The 17,915-nt window shown below is 64.6% G+C and carries 16 protein-coding genes; 9 read left to right on the top strand and 7 right to left on the bottom strand.

Going from position 1 to position 17,915, the window contains the following annotated elements:
• Positions 1 to 12: 12 nt before the first annotated feature.
• A complete protein-coding gene (locus tag JQ603_RS30300) occupies positions 13 to 1,692 on the bottom strand; it encodes a mucoidy inhibitor MuiA family protein (protein WP_212345142.1) in 1,680 nt (559 codons plus the stop codon).
• A gap of 170 nt (positions 1,693 to 1,862) precedes the next feature.
• A complete protein-coding gene (locus JQ603_RS30295) occupies positions 1,863 to 2,483 on the bottom strand; it encodes a response regulator transcription factor (RefSeq protein ID WP_212345140.1) in 621 nt (206 codons plus the stop codon).
• A 200-nt stretch (positions 2,484 to 2,683) separates the two neighbouring features.
• Between JQ603_RS30295 and JQ603_RS30290 the strand changes: the two genes are divergently transcribed.
• Positions 2,684 to 3,721 (top strand): AraC family transcriptional regulator, encoded by a 1,038-nt coding sequence (locus JQ603_RS30290; protein WP_212345137.1) that lies wholly within the window; start codon positions 2,684 to 2,686, stop codon positions 3,719 to 3,721.
• Between the two features lie 3 nt (positions 3,722 to 3,724).
• On the opposite strand, the gene JQ603_RS30285 is transcribed toward JQ603_RS30290, so the two are convergent.
• The gene (locus tag JQ603_RS30285; RefSeq protein ID WP_212345134.1) at positions 3,725 to 4,936 is read right to left on the bottom strand and encodes an NnrS family protein; all 1,212 of its coding nucleotides are present in this window, start codon (positions 4,934 to 4,936) and stop codon (positions 3,725 to 3,727) included.
• Positions 4,937 to 5,065: 129 nt separating this feature from the next.
• Here JQ603_RS30285 and JQ603_RS30280 point away from each other — a divergent pair, with 129 nt between their 5' ends.
• On the top strand, positions 5,066 to 5,776 hold the full coding sequence (locus JQ603_RS30280; RefSeq protein WP_212345132.1) for a Crp/Fnr family transcriptional regulator: 711 nt from the start codon (positions 5,066 to 5,068) through the stop codon (positions 5,774 to 5,776).
• Between the two features lie 108 nt (positions 5,777 to 5,884).
• On the opposite strand, the gene JQ603_RS30275 is transcribed toward JQ603_RS30280, so the two are convergent.
• Both JQ603_RS30275 and hemN read right to left on the bottom strand, forming a co-directional pair.
• Positions 5,885 to 6,082, bottom strand: coding sequence for a DUF1858 domain-containing protein (locus JQ603_RS30275; RefSeq protein WP_212345129.1), 198 nt, complete (start codon positions 6,080 to 6,082; stop codon positions 5,885 to 5,887).
• Between the two features lie 193 nt (positions 6,083 to 6,275).
• Positions 6,276 to 7,628 (bottom strand): oxygen-independent coproporphyrinogen III oxidase, encoded by a 1,353-nt coding sequence (gene hemN / locus JQ603_RS30270; protein WP_212345127.1) that lies wholly within the window; start codon positions 7,626 to 7,628, stop codon positions 6,276 to 6,278.
• Between the two features lie 158 nt (positions 7,629 to 7,786).
• On the opposite strand from hemN, the gene JQ603_RS30265 reads away from it, so the two are divergent.
• From JQ603_RS30265 to JQ603_RS30255, 3 genes are all read left to right on the top strand, one after another.
• Positions 7,787 to 7,993, top strand: a complete 207-nt coding sequence (locus JQ603_RS30265) for a hypothetical protein (RefSeq protein WP_212345125.1) — start codon at positions 7,787 to 7,789, stop codon at positions 7,991 to 7,993.
• Between the two features lie 226 nt (positions 7,994 to 8,219).
• Positions 8,220 to 9,314, top strand: a complete 1,095-nt coding sequence (nirK, locus tag JQ603_RS30260) for a copper-containing nitrite reductase (protein WP_212345123.1) — start codon at positions 8,220 to 8,222, stop codon at positions 9,312 to 9,314.
• A gap of 54 nt (positions 9,315 to 9,368) precedes the next feature.
• Positions 9,369 to 10,244: an SUMF1/EgtB/PvdO family nonheme iron enzyme gene (locus JQ603_RS30255; RefSeq protein ID WP_212345121.1), complete on the top strand. Its 876-nt coding sequence runs from the start codon at positions 9,369 to 9,371 to the stop codon at positions 10,242 to 10,244.
• A 466-nt stretch (positions 10,245 to 10,710) separates the two neighbouring features.
• On the opposite strand, the gene JQ603_RS30250 is transcribed toward JQ603_RS30255, so the two are convergent.
• Together JQ603_RS30250 and JQ603_RS30245 are read right to left on the bottom strand one after the other, a co-directional pair.
• Positions 10,711 to 11,361 carry a 3-oxoacid CoA-transferase subunit B gene (locus tag JQ603_RS30250; protein WP_211407130.1) on the bottom strand — a complete coding sequence of 217 codons (651 nt, stop codon included), beginning with the start codon at positions 11,359 to 11,361 and terminating at the stop codon, positions 10,711 to 10,713.
• A gap of 68 nt (positions 11,362 to 11,429) precedes the next feature.
• A complete protein-coding gene (locus JQ603_RS30245; protein ID WP_166813432.1) occupies positions 11,430 to 12,137 on the bottom strand; it encodes a CoA transferase subunit A in 708 nt (235 codons plus the stop codon).
• 335 nt (positions 12,138 to 12,472) lie between these two features.
• Here JQ603_RS30245 and JQ603_RS30240 point away from each other — a divergent pair, with 335 nt between their 5' ends.
• The 4 genes from JQ603_RS30240 (at position 12,473) to JQ603_RS30225 (ending at position 17,829) form a co-directional block, all read left to right on the top strand.
• Entirely contained in the window at positions 12,473 to 14,401 is a 1,929-nt protein-coding gene (locus JQ603_RS30240; RefSeq protein WP_212345120.1) for an AsmA family protein, read from the top strand.
• Between the two features lie 219 nt (positions 14,402 to 14,620).
• Positions 14,621 to 16,006, top strand: a complete 1,386-nt coding sequence (locus JQ603_RS30235; RefSeq protein WP_212345119.1) for an ABC transporter substrate-binding protein — start codon at positions 14,621 to 14,623, stop codon at positions 16,004 to 16,006.
• 102 nt (positions 16,007 to 16,108) lie between these two features.
• Positions 16,109 to 16,981, top strand: coding sequence for a carbohydrate ABC transporter permease (locus tag JQ603_RS30230; RefSeq protein WP_212345117.1), 873 nt, complete (start codon positions 16,109 to 16,111; stop codon positions 16,979 to 16,981).
• Positions 16,978 to 17,829: a carbohydrate ABC transporter permease gene (locus tag JQ603_RS30225; RefSeq protein WP_018641536.1), complete on the top strand. Its 852-nt coding sequence runs from the start codon at positions 16,978 to 16,980 to the stop codon at positions 17,827 to 17,829. The genes JQ603_RS30230 and JQ603_RS30225 overlap by 4 nt, the downstream gene beginning before the upstream one ends.
• Positions 17,830 to 17,915: the final 86 nt, after the last annotated feature.

Below are 17,915 nucleotides of genomic sequence, written 5' to 3'. Positions count from 1 at the left end.
GAAAGGTGGCCTCTACCCCGCCGGCACGATCACCATGCTCTTGTCCTTCGGCCAGCGGATGCGCCAGGCGAAGGTGATGTCCTTGACCTCGCCGGGCTTGGCGTCGAACGACCATTCCAGCACGCCGCGCTTGTCGCGGATGTTGCTCGCGGTCGGCGGTGTGGTCGAGGGCAGCATCTCGACGACGATGTCCTCGCTCTCGCTGACCGGCAGCTGATCCTCGATCGCAACCTTGATCGGGAAGTCATGGCCGTTGCGGACCGTGGTCTTGAACGAACGCTCGTCGGTCTTCGACGTCGTTACCAAGAGGCCCGCCGAGCCTTCGTTGCGCTTGAGCACGGCGCGTTCGATCTTGACCTTGTCGTCGGCACCGAAACCGAGCCGCACGATGTCGTCCTTGGCCGAAGCTGCGAGCTTGCCGCGGCCGACGAAGACGCCGTCGCGATAGATCGCGACCTTGCCCGGCAGCAGCGTCGTATCGTCGGTCTGCTTGAAGCTCGCTTCGAGGAAGGCGGTGGTATCCATCACCGGGGCTGCGCGGACTGCAAGATCGGCCGGCACATTCATAGACGCGATTTTCAGGCTCTTGGCGCCTTCGGCGGCGCCGAGACTGACGCGGCCGGGGATCTTGAAGGTCGCCTGGAAACCGCCGATCTCGGCAATCGCCTGTTGTTCATCGGCGCGTTCACGCGGCTCGGCTTCGAGGGCCTTGGACATAGGCATAACTCGCGCAGAACGCTCCTGCATGACTGGCGCGGGCCGCGCCAGATCCGAGGCCGTACCGAGCGCCATCGGCTTCGGCACCTGCGGATATTGCGCGACCAGCGAACCCAGCTCCGGCGCATTGCCGCCGCGGCTGATGCGAACCGTGGAGACGCCGAGCGAGACGTTCGACCAGTCCTCGCCGGTCGATTGCGTGATCTCGGCGCGACGGACCAGCTCGAGCTGCGGCTTGCGGTCCTTGGCGCCGGTGTCGAGCCGGGCGTCATAGAGCGGCAGCCAGCGCGCATTGCGCACATTATAGGTGACCCGCAACGTCGCCTTGGTCGCGGCTGCGGCGGCAACGTCCATGCGAACCTCGAGCTTGCTCGGCGGCTTGGCTTTGCGTTCGACGTCGAGTTCGGCGATCTGCCGGTCGATCTCGCGCATCTTGCGCGTGGCGTCGCGGATGGCGGTATCGGCGCTCGAAATCTCCTCGCCGACCGCAGCAAAGGCCGTGCGCCATTCGGCAATCGGCCGCGCCTCGCCCTTCTCGCCGATACCCACGGGGGACGCTTCCGCAAAGTGCTCCGCGAATTTGCGCCGTGCATTGGCCGAGTCGATCGCGCCCTGCAGGTCGGCGCGCTGGTCGTTCAGAGCCTCGATCCGCTTGTCCAGCTCAGGCAGGTTGACCGGCGCGGCGCGCGGCGGCCGCGCATCGATCGTGCCGATGGTGAGCTTTGCACCGCCCTCACCCTCGACGCGGATGGAGGAGGTATCGAGACCGAGCGGAAAGTCCTTGGCCACCAGCGTCGAATCTCCGGACGGCAAATCGACCGTTATGACGCGGGTGACGGTGGCGCCATCAGGGTAAACGGTGACGGTGTCGATCGCCGAATTGGCGCCCAGATCGGCGGCCCATGACGGTGACGCCGCGGCCATTGTCACCAGGACCAGGCTCGTCGTTGCCAAACATCTTGCGGTGATGCGCATAAAATCCCTCCTGCCGGTATCGCCGCGCCGCCAGCCGGACGCGCGCGATCAAATGCCTCGCCAACATGGTTGGACGCGGCAGGGAAGGAACCGGTTCGATTGGGGTTTCCGTGGGGCGCCGCTGCGGCGGCACCATGGCCACGGAACGCGGACAACGCGCCGCGGAGACCTCAGGCCTGAGCGGGCGAGCCCTTGCCGAAGATGCGGCGGAGCAGATCGGTCACGTTCTTGGCGCCGGCCTTCTTCAGGATGCTGGCGCGGTAGCCCTCGACTGTCCGGGCGCTCAAATGGATGCGCCGGGCGATCTCCTTGTTGGTGAGGCCGGCGGCAAGATGCTCGAGCACGTCGCCTTCACGCTCGGTCAGGGGCTCGCAGCCGGGCAACCAGCGCTGCCGGCTCGAACCGGGCTGGGCGACCTCGTCGATGGCGGCATCGATGCGGCCAACGATGTCGTGGGTGCGGAACGGCTTTTCGATGAAGTCGGTCGCGCCGCTCTTGATCGCGTCGACCGCCATGGCGATGCTGCCGTTCGCCGAGGTCACCAGAACCGGCGCCATGCAATTCTCCTCGCGCAGCCGCTTCAGCACCTCGAGGGCGGAGCGATCCGGCGGCATCTCCAGCAGCACACACGCCGGCATCCGCTCCCTTGCTTCCGAGAGCAGAGAAGCGCCATCGGCGAAGCAGATCACGTCATAGGCGCCCTGTTGGAGCGCATTGGAAAGTTGTTCGCGGGAGGCGGCGTCAGTGTCGATGACGAATACCTCGCCCTTGGAAAGCATGTTCCCCGGCATATCCCGATCCAGCAATGTCTTGGTCAAATGACCCGAGACGGCCGGGGGCCCCGTCGCGCCCCGCCGTCATGCGCACGGCATTCACGCCCGTGCTTCGGTTTCCCTTATGTATGTTCCGTCCTGTTCCCGGATTTGACGGATCGGGACAGAAACTTTACATTTCGGGACATCTGCGGGAATGGCTGGCAGGAACGGTTCGCATGACCGACCTCATTCGCAGCGCAGGCTTGAGCTATTACCCGGAGGTCGCCCGGGCAGTCGGGCTCGACCCCAGGCAGATGATGCGCAAGGTCAGGCTGCCGCTGGCCGTGCTGGACAAGCCCGATACACCGATTGCAGTCACCAGCGTGCGCCGCCTGCTCGAATTGTCGGCAGAGGCTTCCGGTGCCGAAGATTTCGGCCTGCGCCTCGCCGAGCGCGGCGGCCTGACCAATTTCGGCGCGGTCGGCCTGATCGTACGCGAACAGGCGACCGTCGGCGAAGCGATCGAGGCGTTCTCGCGATTCATTCACATTCATCACGACGGCATGAAGCTCGACGTCGTCAGGGACAGGCAGACCGTGACCATCACGCTGCACCTGCGCGGCCGGCAGCCGCGCGCGCCGCGGCAGTCGATCGACATGGCGCTCGGCAGCGTCCACCGCATCATCCAGTCGCTGTTCGGCAGCGATTGGCGGCCGCAGGAGGTGCACCTGCATTATCCGCCGCCGCACGACCGCAAGCGCTACCGCGACTTCTTCGGATGCCGCGTGACCTTCAAGGCGGATGACGATGCGATCCTGCTGTCGGCGCACGATATGGAGCGGCGAATTCCGAGCGCGCATCCCCTGATCGCGAATTATCTGCGCAAGCGGATCGAGGCGATCGAGACCCGGCCGGCAAGCTGGGAGGAGAAGGTCGACGAGGTGGTGCGGACCCTGCTCGCCAGCGGCGATTGCACCGTCGAGCGGGTGGCCGAGCACCTCGCCTGCACCCGCCGCACCGTCCACCGCCACCTCGCCGCATCAGGCACCAGCTTCTCGGCCATCCTCGACGCCCAGCGCGCCGATCTCGTGATGCAGCTGATCGACGATCCCGACCGGCCGCTGGCCGATATCGCCGCGCAGCTCGGCTTCTCCGCGCAAAGCGCGATGGCCCGCTGGTTCCGCGGCCGCTTCGGCTGCACCATCACCGCATGGCGCAAGGGCATGCGGCCGCTGGGAAAGCCAATCGAAACCGCTCCCGCATCGGCCGCCTAGGACTCAGCGTGCCGGGGCCGGCACGCCCATGATGGCGAGGGCGCGTCGCGGGCTGCCGGCGAGCAGCGGGCCGAATGCGACGGCAAAGCCGAGGAACGCGGCGACCCAGCCGAAGGCCGCGACATGCAACAGCACGTCACCATGCGCAGGCACGACCGCTGCGCAGACCCGCGCCAGCGCCGCAACGACAATCGCGACATAGATGGCTTGCGTCGCGGGCGAGGCGGTCAGCGCCTGCCCGGTATGACCGAGGCTTGCACGCGTCATCACCGCGAGCGTCATGGTCCCGGCCGCGCCCGCCATCCAGGCATGAATGCCGGCACTCGGCGGCAGTTCGCCGAAGGCCGCCAGGGCATTCAGGATGAAGCCGAACGGCACGAAGACGTAACCGACATGCAGGATCAGCAGCAGCCGCTCGCGCGTGGTGCGATCGCCGGCCCAACGGGCGAGCCGAACCAGATGCAGCACGCCAACCACAGCCATTAGAACACCGGTGACCATGTTCAGCGGCGCCGCGATCCACCCGATCAGCGCCAGTGCGCTCGCTCCGATCACCGCGCCGTCAAAACGTCCGAATGGCACCGGCAGGCGTCCGGGATTGAACTTGACCAGCCAGTTGCGGGTGAAGCTCGGAATGATGCGGCCGCCGATCAGCGCGATCAGCAGCATCACGACACTGACGCCGACGCGGATGCTGACATCGGCCGCGCCTTCGTAATGTGCTTCGAGATGAAAGCCGACATTGCCGGAGAGCAACATGAGCACCAGCACCACCACCGGCAAATTGCGCCAATTGCCGCCCGCGATGATCTCGCGCGTCGCAGCGGCGACGACCAGCGCCAGGAAAGCGGCATCGACGACCAGCGCGAAGGCCCAGCCGATCTCGGCCGACAGCGTCACCGCAACGCGCCCGGCGAGCCAGACCACCAGCAGTGCTGCCAGCGAGGTCCCCTGGATCGGCAGCCGCCCGGTCCAGTTCGGGATTGCCGTGAACAGGAACCCGGTGATGACCGCCGGCAGGAAGCCATAGAGCATCTCGTGGACGTGCCAGTCGCGCGGCGCGAAGGCCGATGTCACCGACAATTCACCGTAGAACATCGGCAGCCAGGCCAGAATCGAGAGCCCGGCCTGGATGGCGGCGAGCAGGAAAAAGGGCCGAAAACTGTTTGCGAACAGCGGCCAGCCCGCAAAATTGCGGGATCGGGCGCCAGCCATGGGGCAACTCCTGTCAATTCAGACTGTTGTTTGGAAAAATACTGCCGTCCCGGACGGCCGGTTTTGCGCTATCGCAAATTGCAGGACGATTGCAGGTGCCATCACACTCCCGAGCGCCAAGGAGGCAGAATGGCCAAGGTCGACACATCGCTGGTTGCGCATTTGCCGCTGTTTGCCGGGGTCAAGCCGGAGGACCTCGAGGAGATCCTGCGCGAGGCCCGTTCGGCACGCTACCCGAAGAACACCGCCATCTTCGAGCAGGGCGCGGACGCGCAGTCGTTCTTCCTGCTGCTGCACGGCCATGTCCGCGCGGCCAAGACCACCCCGACCGGCGAGCAGATCGTGGTGCGCTATGTCGCCCCGGGCGAGACGTTCGGGCTCGCGATGGCGATCGGCGCCGCGCACTACCCGGCCACCGCGATGGCTGTCGACGATAGCGTGGTGCTGATCTGGCCGAATTCGGCCTGGCCGCGGCTGGTCGAGCGGTTTCCCTCGCTCACCGCCAATACGCTGCAGACCGTCGGCGCGCGGCTGCAGGAGAGCCACACCCGCATATTGGAAATGTCGACCCAGCAGGTCGAGCAGCGTGTCGCGCATGTGCTGCTGCGCCTTGCAAAACAGTCCGGCAAGAAACTCGACCACGGCATCGAGATCGATTTCCCGATCAGCCGCCAGGACATCGCGCAGATGACCGGCACCACCCTGCACACCGTGAGCCGCATCCTGAGCGGCTGGGAGAGCCAGGGCCTCGTCGAGAGCGGCCGTCAGCGCATCATCCTGCGCGAGCCGCACAAGATCGTCGTGCTGGCGGAACGGACGGCCGACAGCGGCCCGGCGTGAGCGCCGCACCGCTGTCGTTGAAGATAGGGGTGAGGGCGCCTCCGCTTGCGGCGGAAGCTTGACCCTCACCCGGGAATTCGCACGCGCCCGCGCGAACTCCGGATCGTCTCACGCCGGCACGCAGTCGCAGAGCGCAGCGAGGAATTTGTCGCGGTCGATGCCGTGCTCGCGGCAGGCGTCGTCCACCGTGTGGAAGGTTGCGATCGGGCAGCCGACGCAGGCCAGCCTGAAAGCAAGAAACACGCGGATCGTGTGCGGCGCCGTGCGCATGATGTCATCGACCAGGTCGTCGGATCGAAAGGGCATGGACAACTCCGTTCCGAAGCGACGATAGCGGAGCGGGTGCCGGTTTCTTTGCTGAAGCGCAAGCTGTTGCCGGTTCCTCAACTCGTCATTCCGGGGCGCGCGAAGCGCGAACCCGGAATCCATCGCGCAGCGGATGATAGGGAGAAATGGATTCCGGGCTCGCGCCAAAGAGGCGCGCCCCGGAATGACGCGGCTACACCGCCCTGCTGTGCAACTGCTTTCCCGGATCCAGATGCGCGTCGAACGCGGCGGCGACGCTGCGGACCAGGAAGCGCGAGTCGTTTGCGACTGCGATCCGATCGCCGTCCAGCCTCACGACGCCGTCCGAGATCAGCGGCTTCAGACGCGAGGCCGATTTGAGCATCGCCTTCGGCTCCGCGCCGTAGCGCGCGCAGATGTCGCCGAGATCGGCGCTGAACTCGCACATGATGCGCTCGATGATGTCGGCTCGCAGCCGGTCGTCGTCGGTGAGCCCGTAGCCCTTGGCAGTGGCGAGCCGGCCGCTGGTGATGCTTTGCGCGTAGGCGCCGATCTGCACCTCGTTCTGGACATAGCCCTGCGGCAGATGCCCGATGGCGCTGGCACCGAAGCCGAGCAGAACCTCGCCTCTGTCGGTGGTATAGCCCTGGAAATTGCGGCGCAGCGTCCGGTCCTCGAAAGCCACGGCCATGGCGTCGTCGGGACGCGCAAAATGGTCGAGCCCGATCTGCACGTAGCCGGCCTCCTTCAGCGCATTGGCGATCGCGCAGGCCTGATCGTGACGCGCAAGACCGTCGGGCAGCACCGCCTCGTTGATCATCCGCTGGTGCTTCTTGAAGGCAGGCACGTGCGCATAGCCGAACACCGAGAAGCGGTCGGGCCCGAGCTCGAGCGCGCGCTGGACGGTATCGAGGCAGGAGGCGACGGTCTGATGCGGCAACCCGTAGATCAGGTCGAAATTGAGTCCCGCGATGCCCGCACGCCGGAGCATGTCGACGACATCAGCGGTCTGCTCATAACTCTGCACACGGTTGATCGCGCGCTGCACGACCGGATCGAAACTCTGCACCCCCAGGCTGGCGCGGTTGACGCCGGAGAGCCGCATCGCCTCGACCATCTCGGCGGTCAGCGTCCTCGGGTCGATCTCGACCGCGATCTCCGCCGACGGCAGCACGAAGAACGAATGGCGCATCGCCGCCATCAACTCGGCGAAGGCCTCCGGCGCCATGATCGTGGGCGTGCCGCCGCCGAAATGGATGTGTTCGACCTTGATGCGGCGACCGATGGTTTCGGCGACCTGCGCGATCTCGCTGCGCAGTGTCCGCTGGTAAGCCGCGATCAGCTCGTCGCGGCGCACGATCTGGGTATGGCAACCGCAATACCAGCACATCTCGCGGCAGAACGGCACGTGCAGATAGAGCGACGCGCTGGTGCCGGCAGGAAGCTCCGACAGCCACCGGGCGTAGGTATCGGCGCCGATCGCCGGCGAGAAGTGCGGCGCGGTCGGATAGCTCGTATAGCGCGGCAATCTCTCTTCGCCGTAGCTCGCTGCGAGATCAGTCCTCATGTCTTACCCATTCGTAAATCGATGCCGGCGTGGCGCGGCAAATCCCGGATGGCATTGAATTACCCGTTTCCTGGCGAGCGACCTTGCGCTCGCTCAAAGTCCGAGCGCCTGATTTGGCCGATGATGACGTTTAATCACCGCTATCCTGGAGATAGGCCATGGCGTCGTTCGCGCTCGATCTCGTTCTCTGGCTCGCCGGCATTCGCGGCCACATCCCGCGCTTCGACGATTTCCGTCCTGTCCCTGCCGCGCCCGCAACCGGCGCAAATCATCTCGCGCGCGTTCTGGCCCTCATGGCCGCCGTCTTCGCCGCACTGTCGCTCGCGGTCTGGGGCACGGTCTGGATGGCGATACACCTGCTCTGATCGAGCAGATCCATCCGGTCACGAGCGAATGCAACTGAACATGCGAACGACTTGCGCAGCTGACGACGCGCGATCGTAGCCCATCGTCGATGCGGCTTCGGCGCACCTCCTAAGGAATTTACCGGAGGCTAAACCGGCAGAAGCTTGTCGCAGCGCAAACACTCTTGCCGCAACAGGCGCACACTGCATCCGTCATCAAGACCATTTCAGATGAAGGATGCTTCCAATGTTCACCCGCAGAGCCGCATTGATCAGCGCCGCCGCGACCGCCCTGATGCTGGCGACACCCGCCCTGGCTGCCGACGATCTCAAACTGCCGCGTCAAAAGGTCGAGCTGGTCGCCCCGCCCTTCGTGCACGCGCACGAGCAGGCGACCAAGCAGGGTCCCAAGATCATCGAGTTCAAGCTCACGATCGAGGAGAAGAAGGTCGTCATCGACGAGAAGGGCACGACCTTCCAGGCCATGACCTTCAACGGCTCGATGCCGGGCCCGCTGATGGTCGTGCATGAGGGCGACTACGTCGAGACGACGCTGGTCAATCCCGCGACCAACACCATGCCGCACAACATCGACTTCCACTCCGCGACCGGTGCGCTCGGCGGCGGCGCGCTCACGCTGGTCAATCCCGGCGAGCAGGTCGTGCTGCGCTGGAAGGCGACCAAGACCGGCGTGTTCGTCTATCACTGCGCGCCGGGCGGCCCGATGATCCCCTGGCACGTCGTCTCCGGCATGAACGGCGCCGTGATGGTGCTGCCGCGCGAGGGACTGAACGACGGCAAGGGCCACGCGCTGAAGTACGACAAGGTCTACTATATCGGCGAGCAGGACATGTACGTGCCGCGCGACGAGAAGGGCAACTTCAAGTCCTACGACTCACCGGGCGAAGCCTTCACCGAGACCGAAGAGGTGATGAAAAAGCTCACGCCGACCCATGTCGTGTTCAACGGCAAGGCGGGCGCGCTCACCGGCAAGAACGCGCTGACCGCCAATGTCGGCGAGAACGTGCTGATCGTGCACTCGCAGGCCAATCGCGACAGCCGTCCGCATCTGATCGGCGGTCATGGCGACTATGTCTGGGAGACCGGAAAGTTCGGCAATGCCCCCGAGGTCGGGCTCGAGACCTGGTTCATCCGCGGCGGCTCGGCGGGAGCTGCGCTGTACAAATTCCAGCAGCCCGGCATCTACGCCTATGTCACGCATAACCTGATCGAGGCCGCCGATCTCGGCGCCACCGCGCACTTCAAGGTCGAAGGCAAGTGGAACGACGATCTGATGATGCAGGTGAAGGCGCCTGCGGACATCCCGGCCAACACCAACTAGACGCGACGAGGGGCCGGCGAACAACCGGCCCCTTCTTCCTTTCGGGGGACGACCATGCTGATCGCATTCAAGCTGAAACTGCTGCTCGCCTGCGCCGCCGGGCTCGCAGGCCCGATCGCGATGGCGCCCCTCGTCTCGGATATGACGGTCCACGGCACGGCGGCGGAGCCCGCGATCGTCAGGATCGCACCGGGCAATTTCCCCTATCGCGAGGCCGGCGATTTCACGCGTGGCGGGCAGCAGGCGGAAGTGCCGCTGCGCGCGATTCGCTTCGAGAAGCCGCTGCACATCATGCGGAATCAGGTCTCGTCGTCCGACTATCAGATCTGCGTGCAGGACGGCGCCTGCCGCGCGCTCGATCGCGGCGTGGCCGTCGCCATCGATCGGCCCGCGGTGCAGGTGAACTGGCACGACGCCGAAGCCTATGCCGGCTGGCTGTCGCGCAAGACCGGCCAGCACTACCGCCTGCCGAGTGACGAGGAATGGGCGTTTGCGGCGGGCTCCAGATTCAAGGACGATGGCGCGCCGGTGGACCAGGACAATCCTTCGAAGCGCTGGATCAGCCGCTACGAGCGCGAGTCCGAGCGCGATCCCTTCGACACTGCGGCCCATCCGTTCGGCAAGTTCGGCGTGAACGAGCACGGCATCGAAGATCTCGCCGGCAATGTCTGGGAGTGGACTTCGACCTGCTTCGTGCGCTCGCGCGTCGACGAGGCCGGCAATGCCGGCCGGCCGACCGTGAATTGCGGCGTGCGTGTCGCCGAAGGCGCGCACCGCGCCTATGTCACCGACTTCATCCGCGACGCCCGCGCCGGCGGCTGCGCGCAAGGCGTGCCGCCCGCCAATCTCGGCTTCCGCCTGGTGCGGGAAGAGCGGACGTGGATGGCGAACGTGTCGATGCGGTGGGGCAAGGTGCGGGCGAGGTCGTAGCCAAGACCATTGCCATGTAGCCCGGATGGAGCGAAGCGCAATCCGGGTCAGGCCGTCCGCGAGCACCCCGGATTTCGCTACGCTCCATCCGGGCTACGGCCTCCGTCATTGCGAGCACAGCGAAGCAATCCAGAATCCTTCCGCAGGAATAGTCTGGATTGCTTCGTCGCAAGGGCTCCTCGCAACGACGGTGTGGAGGCGGCGCGCCCATGCCCCTCCAGCGTCGTCCTGGCGAAGGCCAGGACCCATAACCACCGAACAAAGTTTGGCGAAGACTGGTCGTTCGGGACTACCGACCGCGATCGATAGACCTCGCGGTATGGGTCCTGGCCTTCGCCAGGACGACACCGAGGATGTGGTGGCGCCCTACTGTCCCTCAGACGCCCTCATCTTCGGCACCTACACCGTCAAACGAAAATGGCCGGGACGAGGCCCGGCCATCTCACGATTATTCGCGACCGCTGCCTCAGGTGTTCTTCAGCGCGACGCGGAATTCGGCTTCGGTCTTGGACTTGACCTCGTCGAGCGAGACACCGTCGGCGAGCTCGATCAGGGCCATGCCACCGTCGCCGTGCTTGTCGATGGTGAAGACGGCAAGATCAGTGACGACCATGTCGACCACGCGCTCGCCGGTCAGCGGCAGGTTGCACTGCTTCAGCAGCTTCGGGCCGTCCTTGGCCGAATGCTCCATCACCACGACGACGCGCTTGACGCCGGCGACGAGATCCATCGCGCCGCCCATGCCCTTGACCATCTTGCCGGGGATCATCCAGTTGGCGAGATCGCCGTTCTGGGCCACCTGCATGGCGCCGAGGATCGAGAGGTCCATGTGGCCGCCGCGGATCATGCCGAAGGAATCCGCGCTCGAGAAATACGAGGTCGAGGGCAGCTCGCTCACGGTCTGCTTGCCGGCGTTGATGAGGTCGGCGTCCACCTCGTCTTCATAGGGGAACGGGCCCATGCCGAGCATGCCGTTCTCGCTCTGCAAGGAGACGTCCATGCCGTCGGGGATGTAGTTCGAGACCAGCGTCGGGATGCCGATGCCGAGATTGACGTAGTAGCCATCGCGCAATTCCTTCGCGGCGCGCGCAGCCATCTGTTCACGGGTCCAGGCCATCGTTGTGCTCCTGTCGATTCTTTAGTGGCGCATGATCTGATCGGAAAACCGGCTTCCACTTTTCCGGATCATGCGCTGGTGCGCGGGCGGGTGTTGCGGAATTCGATGCGCTTCTTGGCCGTGCCGACCTCGACGATGCGCTTCACGAAGATGCCGGGCGTATGGATGTGGTCGGGATTGAGTTCACCGGCCGGAACCAGATGCTCGACCTCGGCCACCGTGACCTTGGCGGCGGTCGCCATCATCGGGTTAAAGTTGCGCGCGGTCTTGCGGTAGATGAGGTTGCCGGCGGTATCGCCCTTCCAGGCGTGCACGATGGCGAGGTCGGCGAACAGGCCGCGCTCCATCAGGTACTTCTCGCCGTCGAACTCCTTCACTTCCTTGCCTTCGGCGATCAGCGTGCCGACGCCGGTCTTGGTGTAGAAGGCCGGGATGCCGGCGCCGCCGGCGCGGATGCGCTCGGCCAGCGTACCTTGCGGGTTGAATTCGAGTTCCAGCTCGCCGGCGAGGAATTGCTGGGCGAACAGCTTGTTCTCGCCCACATAGGACGAGATCATCTTCTTGATCTGCCGGGTTTCCAGGAGGCGGCTGAGCCCGATGCCGTCGACGCCGGCATTGTTGGAGACGACCGTCAGCCCCTTGACGCCGGATTCGCGGATCGCGTCCGACAGCTCCTCGGCAATGCCACAGAGGCCAAAGCCCCCCGACATGATCATCATGTTGTCTTTCAGAATGCCGTCGAGCGCCGACTTGGCGTCGGGATAGACCTTGTTCATGCAAAAAACCTCGACTGAACCTTCGGCTTGCAGCCGTCGCGCCTGATTGGCGGCGATTATTAGGCGAAATCCTCCAAAGCCGTCAATGATACGGGGTTCTCCGCCCCGCGGGGCGGTGGTAGAAGCTGCCCACGGCGTGGGCAGAGCCGCCCGCGGCCTTGAAAGCGACAAGAAAACCCATCAAGTTGCGGCACTTAACGTAGCAGGACTTGTAACCTAACAAGACTTGTAACCTGACCAAACTTGTAGCGTAACAACCTTGGGCGTGGGGCGCGCAGGTCTCCCGGCCGCCCTTCTGGACCAACAACCAACCCGATCAGGACATGCCATTGACCATGGCCCAAGGAATGAAGCGCCTCGGGACGCCGATCGCGGCGCTGCTCGGCGTCGCGCTGATCGCCCTGATCGCAACCTCATGGCTCATCAACCGCGACGCGCTGCGCAAGGCGGTGGAGGCGCAGATCCGCGACGTCACCGGCCTGGAGCTCAATGTCGCAGGCAGCATCGATATTTCGGTGCTGCCGGCGAGCTACATCTCCTTCCATGACGTCGGCCTGAAGGGCGGCGGCACCAGCGATCCCGCGCTCCATGTCGACGTGCTCACCGCCAATCTTCGGCTGCTGCCGCTGCTGCTGCAGCGCTTCGAGATCGCCGACCTGACGCTGCTGCGGCCGCGCATCCATGTCAGCCTCAAGCCGGACGGCGAGAGCAACTGGACGCCCTTCATCCAGACCATTGCGCGCACCATGAAGCCCGGGGCCGACAACCAGGTGTCGTTCTCCGAGATCCGGATCCAGGACGGCGTGCTCAATTACGAGGACGCCGCCACCCACGCCACCGAGAAGTTCGAGGACATCGATCTGTCGCTGGCCTGGCCGTCGATCTCGCGCTCCTTCGCCGCGACCGGGCAGTTCGACTGGCGCGGCGAGCGCGTCGACGGCTCGATCAGCTTTTCCGATTTCGTCGCCGCCCTCTCCGGCGACCGGTCCGGTCTGAAGGCGCGGATCGCCAGCGCGCCGCTCAAGCTCGCCTTCGACGGCAGCGTCGCCAACCGCACCAGCCCGATGATGGAGGGCACGCTCACCATCGACAGCCCGTCCCTGCGCAACGCGCTGCGCTGGACCGGACAGCCGCAGCCGGCCAGCGGCGGCTTCGGCCGGTTTGCACTGAAGGCGCGCGCCAACGTGGTGGGCGCCTCGATCGCGCTCACCAATGTCAATGTCGAGCTCGACGGCAACACCGCCGAGGGCGTCATGACCTACGCCAATAACGGCCGGCAGACGCTGCAGGCGACGCTCGCCGCCGATGCGCTCGACTTCACACCTTATATTTCGACCTTCCGCCTGCTTGCGAGCGGCGCCCGGGACTGGAACAGGCAGCTGTTCGACCTCAACGGGCTGTCGACCACCGACCTCGACATGCGCCTGTCGGCGGCGCGGCTGACGGTCGGACCGACGAGGCTCGGCCGCACCGCGATCGGGGCCAATTTGCGCAACGGCACGCTGGCGCTCTCGGTCGGCGAGGCCCAGGTCTATGGCGGCATCGCCAAGGGCTCGTTCGGCATTGCGCGCTCCGACAGCGTCGCCGACATCAAGGCGCAATTCCAGTTCACCGACGTCGACCTGCAGGCCTGCGCCACCGAGCTGTTCGGCCTCAACAAGCTGTCCGGCCGCGGCAACATCAACGTCTCGCTCGTTGCCTCCGGCTCGAGCCCGTTCGGCCTCGTGCAGTCGCTCGACGGCAGCGCCACGGTCACCGGCCATGACGGCGCGATCTCGGGCTTCAACGCCGAGCAGCTGTTGAAGCGGCTGGAACGGCGGCCGCTGTCGGGCGGCGGCAATTTCCGCAGCGGCTCGACCCCTTACGACAACCTCACCATCGCGGTGAAATTCTCCGATGGCATCGCCACCGCCGAAGACATCCGCGTCGAAGGACCGGCGGCGAAGATCACGCTCACCGGCACAGCATCGGTACCGACGCGCGAATACGACATGAAGGGCGTGGCGAGCCTCAACAGTGCGTCGGGCTTCGAATTGCCGTTCGTGGTGCAGGGGCCCTGGGACGATCCCCTGATCTTCCCCGATCCGGAAAGCCTGATCCGCCGCTCGCCGGCCTCCGCGCCGCTGCTCGACATGCTCAAGGACCGCAAAGGCAGCGATGCCGTGCGCTCCGCGATCGAGCGCATCACCGGCGGCGGAAAACGTCCCGCACCGGCAGAATCGCCGACGGCGGAGAACGCCAAGGAAAACGCCAAGTCGAACTAGTGCCAGATCATTGAGCGCTGATCGGCCGGCAACGGCCGACCAGCGCGAATTGATCCGGGCGAATTGATGCGGCGATTGGATCGATGCGCACGTTAAGCATCTCCTCCGGCGCAAGGCCCACGACCTAGGTCTGACAAGATGCCGCTAGATCGGCTCACCGCCATGCGCTAGTGTTTTACACGACCGGTTAAAAACACCGGCCGTTTGAGGGAGAAAAACGTGAGATCCAAGGTTATTGGCGCAGTGTCACTGGCGGTCGCTGCGGTTGGGCTGTTCGCAGTCACTGCACCTGCCTTTGCGCAGCAGAAGACGATTACGGTCTGGTGGGGCAAGGGCTTCTATCGCTCCGAAGACGACGCGCTGATCGATACGATCAAGAAATTCGAAGCCAAGACCGGCATCAAGGTCGAATTGTCGCAATACGCGATCCAGGACATGATTCCGAAGACGGTCGCCGCACTCGATGCCGGCACCGTGCCCGATGTGGCCTATTCCGATTCCTATGACGTGCAGGCACAGGGCAAGTGGGCCTATGAGGGCAAGCTCGAGGACCTCACGGACGTCATGCAGCCGATCAAGGACCGGTTCGTGCAGAACACGCTGGATGCCTCGATCCTCTATAACGACGTCACCAAGAAGAAGGCCTATTACGGCTTCCCGCTGAAGCAGCAGAGCATGCACGTCCAGATCTGGAACGACATGCTGGAGAAGGCCGGCTTCAAGCAGAGCGACATCCCGAACGACTGGACGGGCTACTGGACGTTCTGGTGCGACAAGGTGCAGCCCGCGATCCGCAAGGCCACCGGCCAGCGCATCTACGCCGTCGGCCAGCCGATGGGCGTGGAATCCACCGACGCCTTCCAGTCGTTCTACACCTTCATGGACGCCTACCACGTCAAGCTTGTCGACGACGACGGCAAGCTCCTGGTCGACGATCCCAAGGTTCGCGAGAACCTGATCCTGGCGATGAAGGACTACACCGACACCTATATCAAGGGCTGCACGCCGCCCTCCTCGACGACCTGGAAGGATCCGGACAACAACGTCGCCTTCCACAACAAGACCATCGTGATGACCCACAACTTCACGATCTCGATCGCGGCGAAGTGGTTCGAGGACTCCCAGAACCAGGCATTGACCCAGGAGCAGCGCGACGCCGGCAAGAAGGCCTATGAGCAGGACATCGTCACGGCGTCCTTCCCGAAGGCTCCTGATGGTTCGACCATCCGCTACCGCTCCGACGTCAAGACCGGACTGATCTTCACCGCGGCCAAGAACAAGGCCGAGGCCAAGCAGTTCATCAGCTTCCTGCTCCAGGAAGAGAACGTCCGTCCCTATATCGAGGGCGCGCTCGGCCGCTGGTTCCCGGTGACGAAGGAAAGCCAGGAAAGCCCGTTCTGGCAGGCTGACAAGCACCGCAAGGCCGTCTACACGCAGTTCAAGGGCGGCACCGCGGCGTTCGACTTCACCAAGAACTGGAAGTTCACGATCCTGAACAACGAGAACATCTGGGCCAAGGCGATGAACCGGGTCGTCAGCGAGAAGGTCCCGGTCGACAAGGCCGTGGACGAGATGATCGCCCGCATCAAGCAGGTCGCGGGTTAAACTGTATCCCACCCTCTCCCCGTTCTTACGGAGAGAGGGTAAGCAAGCAAACAACACCGGCCGCCTCGCGCGGCCGGAAGTCCTTTCAAAGAGTCCGAAAGAATGGCGATCACGCTCTCTGGCGATCAGGCACTTCCCGGCCCGCCCCTGTCGTCGCGGCTGACCCCGGCGCAGGTCTGGGGCATTATTCTGCTCGCGCCCTATCTGCTCGTTTTCCTTGCCTTCGTCGTCTATCCCGTCTGCTACGGGCTATGGCTGGCGCGCGCTCCGGCGAACTATGTCGCGCTGTACAACGATCCGATCTTTGCGCGTGCCGCAGTCAACACGCTGATCTTCCTGGTCATCGGCATCAACATCAAGATGCTGATCGCGCTGTTCCTGTCCGGCTTCTTCGCCATGCAGCGCACCTGGATCAAATGGCTCTCGGTGATCTTCATCCTGCCCTGGGCGGTGCCGTCGATCCCGACCATCCTGTCGGTGCGCTTCATGTTCAATCCCGAATGGGGCGTCATCAACCACCTCATCTTCTCCTTCACCGGCGATGACGGCCCGAACTGGCTGAACGACCCGACCGTGGCGCTCAGCATGGCGATCGGCGTGCACATCTGGAAGTCGCTGCCGTTCTGGACGCTGATCCTGATCACCGGACGCCTTGCGATCTCGCACGACCTGTTCGAGGCCGCCGAGGTGGACGGCGCGAGCTGGTGGCAGAAATTCCGCTTCATCACCTGGCCGTCGATGCAGACGCTCTACGTGACCTGCACGCTGCTCTCGATGATCTGGACGCTCGGCGATTTCAACAGCGTCTACCTGCTCACCGGCGGTGGCCCGGCCGACCTCACGCACGTGCTGGCGACGCTCGGTATCCGCTATCTCCGGCTCGACCAGCTCTCGCTCGCGATGGCCTCCATCGTCTGCGCGATGCCGTTCGTCCTGCCGCTCGTGTACTTCATGATGAAACGGTTGTCGCGATGAAGCTTCCCTCTCTCCGTGACGTCGCGACGGAAGCGCGGCTGCTCCTGATCGGCATTCCCGTCTTCCTGTGGACGATGATCCCGATCTACCACATGTTCCTGTTCGCGATCTCGCCGAAGGAGGACGCATTCTCGGGCAAGCTGTGGCCGGACCATCCGACGCTGCACAACTTCGAGATCGTGTTCAAGCAGCAGCACTACTTCCTGCGCGATTTCTACGTCCAGTTCTGGAATTCGACGCTGATCGCAGCGGCCGTCGGCGTGCTGACGCTGTTCATCGCCACGGCCGCGGCGTTCTCGATCTCGCGGCTGAAGGTGCCGGGCGGGCGCATGGTGTTGAACCTCGCGCTCTTCACTTATTTCATCCCCGCGGCGTTCCTCGCGGTGCCGATGTATCGCACCATGGGCAATTACGGCCTGCTCAACAATCACTGGTCGCTGATCCTGGCCATGGTGACGATCGCCTCGCCTTACGCGATCTGGGTGCTCAAGCAGGCGTCCGACAAGCTGCCGGTCGAGCTGGATGAAGCCGCGGTCATGGACGGCGCCACCACGCTGCAGATCTTCCGCCTGGTCTATCTGCCGCTGATGATGCCCTCGCTGGTCGCGATCGGCACCTATGCGGTGCTGCTGGCCTGGAACGAATATCTCTACGCGTTCCTGCTGCTCTCGAACGACCGCGAGATCACCCTCCCCGTCGCGCTCGGCAACTTCCTCGCCGCCGACGACTCGCCGTGGGAGCTGCTCATGACCACCGGCTTCATCTACGCGCTGCCGCCGGCCGCGGTCTATTACGCCTTCCGCCGCTACATGGTGGGCGGGCTGACGGCAGGTGCGGTGAAGTCCTGACGCGACAGGACGCATCGAGGCGCCGCAAGCAAAGCGCTTGAGCGACGACGCGGGCAATTGCGGGTTGTCTGCGTCTGCTCTAACCT

This window comes from Bradyrhizobium liaoningense, from assembly GCF_018130825.1.
GTDB lineage: Bacteria > Pseudomonadota > Alphaproteobacteria > Rhizobiales > Xanthobacteraceae > Bradyrhizobium > Bradyrhizobium liaoningense_B.
This window is presented reverse-complemented; position numbering and strand designations above follow the sequence as displayed.